Source organism: Mycobacterium sp. (assembly GCF_032159565.1).
Lineage (GTDB): Bacteria > Actinomycetota > Actinomycetes > Mycobacteriales > Mycobacteriaceae > Mycobacterium.
Window position 1 is genome coordinate 1 of sequence record NZ_JAVHWR010000071.1, and the last position, 2,643, is coordinate 2,643.

Below are 2,643 nucleotides of genomic sequence, written 5' to 3' on the forward strand. Positions count from 1 at the left end.
CCATCGTTTTTGGTGGGATGCAACTCCTTGGCGATGTCGGGGAAATCGATCCGCAAGGGCGTGTCCCGGTCGTGGTGTTGACGACGGTTGAAGACCCGGCCAGTCGCGACGGTTGAAAAGTAGGCCACCCAATCAGATTGGATGGGTGATCTCCTTGGAAGACTGGGCCTTGATCCGGCATCTTCACCGCAGCGAAGGGCTGTCGCAGCGGGCTATCGCACGGCAGCTGAGCATCGCGCGAGACACGGTGGCCAGTGCGCTGGCCAGCGACGGCCCGCCGAAGTATGAGCGTGCCTCGTCGCCGTCGGCGATCAACGAGGTGGAGCCGCGGATCCGGGCGTTGTTGTCGGCCTATCCCGCGATGCCGGCGACGGTCATCGCCGAGCGGGTCGGGTGGTCCGGCTCGATCTCCTGGTTCCGGGAGCGGGTCCGGGCGATCCGCCCGGAGTACCTGCCGGCAGATCCGGTCGACCGGCTCGAGCATCCGCCGGGTCGGGTGATCCAGTGCGACCTGTGGTTCCCGGCGCCGAAGATTCCGGTGGGGTTCGGCCAGGAGGCGATGCTGCCGGTGCTGGTGATGGTCGCGGCGTTCTCCCGGTTCATCGCCGCGGTGATGCTGCCGTCGCGCCAGACCATGGACCTGGTGGCCGGGATGTGGCAGCTGCTCTCGCAGAACTTCACCGCGGTGCCCCGTGAGCTGTGGTGGGACAACGAAGCCGGGATCGGTCGTCGCGGCCGGTTGACCGATCCGGTCACCGCGCTGATGGGCACGCTGGGGTCGCGGCTGGTGCAACTCAAACCCTATGATCCCGAATCGAAGGGGATGGTGGAGCGGGCCAACCGTTATCTGGAGACCTCGTTCCTGCCCGGCCGGAGCTTCGCCTCACCGCAGGACTTCAATGATCAACTGCGACTGTGGCTTCCGACCGCCAACAGCCGTCGGGTGCGTGTGTTGGATGGTCGTCCGGTCGACTTCCTCGATCCCGATCGAGCCCACATGTTGGCGCTGCCACCGGTGCCGCCGGTCACCGAGACGCTGACCTCGGTGCGGCTGGGACGCGACTACTACGTGCGGGTCGCCGGAAATGACTACTCCGTCGACCCGAGCGCGATCGGTCAACTCGTCGACGTGACCGCCACCTTGGCTCAGGTGACCGTGACTCGATCAGGGCGCCTGCTGGCGGTTCATGACCGCTGCTGGGCGGCGCGACAGACCCTGACCGACCCCGCTCACGTCGCAATCGCTGCGACGTTGCGTCGACAGTTTCAAGCCGGCCCGTCACCTGCGCCAGGTGATCAGCTGGTGCGGGACCTCGCCGACTACGACCGCGCCTTCGGCGTCGACTTTGCCACTGGCGCAGTCACTTCCGATGGCGAGGTGGCATGAGCGTGGCCGAGGACCCGATGAAGGCCGTCCTGCACTACGCCCAGGCCCTCAAGGCGCCACGTATCCGCGACGCCGCTGCCCGACTGGCCGAGCAGGCCCGCGACGACGGCTGGACACACGAAGAGTATCTGGCGGCGGTCCTGTCCCGGGAAGTCTCGGCCCGCGAAGCCTCCGGCGCGGCGACCCGCATCCGCTCCGCCGGGTTTCCGACCCGGAAGTCTTTGGAGGACTTCAACTTCGATCACCAACCAGCGCTGAATCGGGACATGATCGCCCACCTCGGCACCGGCGCGTTCCTGGCGAAGGCCTCCAACGTCGTCCTCCTCGGGCCACCCGGCACCGGCAAGACCCACCTCGCCATCGGATTGGCGGTCAAGGCCGCTCAAACCGGGCATCGCATCGCGTTCGCCACCGCGGTGGATTGGGTCGCCCGCCTGAAGGCCGCCCACAACGCCGGCCGGCTCCCGGCTGAGTTGGTCAAGCTGCGGCGCATCGGATTGCTCGTCGTCGACGAGGTCGGCTACATCCCGTTCGAGCAGGACGCTGCGAACCTGTTCTTTCAACTGGTCTCCAGCCGTTACGAACACGCCTCGCTGATCCTGACCTCGAATCTGCCCTTCGCCCGGTGGGGCGACGTGTTCGGTGACCAAGTCGTGGCCGCAGCGATGATCGACCGCATCGTGCACCACGCCGACGTCCTGACCCTCAAGGGCTCCAGCTATCGGCTCAAGGACACCGGAATCGACACCTTGCCCTCCGCCAGAGCAGACAACACGGCACAATAACCACGACCACGTGGCCTACTTTTCACCGTCGCTTCTGGCCTAGATTTCGACCGTCGTCAACAGTTGGCACAGGTCACTTCGAAATGGCGTGGCGCGCTAGCCATCTTCCAACAGTTCGAGCACGAATGCGCGCGATCCGGCTTTCCAGTCGAGCTCTCGATCCATCTCAGGAACATGGTCGCAATTGCCACAGGCCAATCACGCTTCTTGGTGGTTAGCAGCCTCAAAACCGCACGGCTTCAGTCGGCATGGGAGGAGTGCAAACGCGGCATGCAATTCGCACTCAACTACCTCCGACGAAACGCAGAGATCGACAGTCCAGCTCTGATGGCTTCCCCCTTTATCCTCGTGACCCTCTCGTATTTTGGGCATAAGCGCGACTACCAGCTCAACCCCGATGAGTCAGCGCAGCTGCGGCGGTGGGTACTTCTGGCGAACGCCAAAGGCCGCTATTCCCGTGGATCAAGCGAG

The 2,643-nt window shown here is 65.0% G+C and carries 3 protein-coding genes; all 3 read left to right on the forward strand.

Annotation, left to right across the window (positions count from 1 at the left end; translation table 11 throughout):
• The first annotated feature begins 145 nt into the window (after positions 1-145).
• Positions 146-1,387, forward strand: a complete 1,242-nt coding sequence (istA, locus tag QOC76_RS08655) for an IS21 family transposase (protein ID WP_526356230.1) — start codon at positions 146-148, stop codon at positions 1,385-1,387.
• A complete protein-coding gene (gene istB, locus QOC76_RS08660) occupies positions 1,384-2,172 on the forward strand; it encodes an IS21-like element helper ATPase IstB (protein ID WP_526356232.1) in 789 nt (262 codons plus the stop codon). The genes istA and istB overlap by 4 nt, the downstream gene beginning before the upstream one ends.
• Before the next feature lie 63 nt (positions 2,173-2,235).
• A partial coding sequence (locus tag QOC76_RS08665) for a hypothetical protein (RefSeq protein WP_526356234.1) occupies positions 2,236-2,643 on the forward strand: 408 nt, incomplete at its 3' end.

Coding starts and splice junctions, on each gene's coding strand:
- istB (WP_526356232.1), top strand. CDS start 1,384: ATGAGCGTGGCCGAGGACCCGATGAAGGCCGTCCTGCACTACGCCCAG.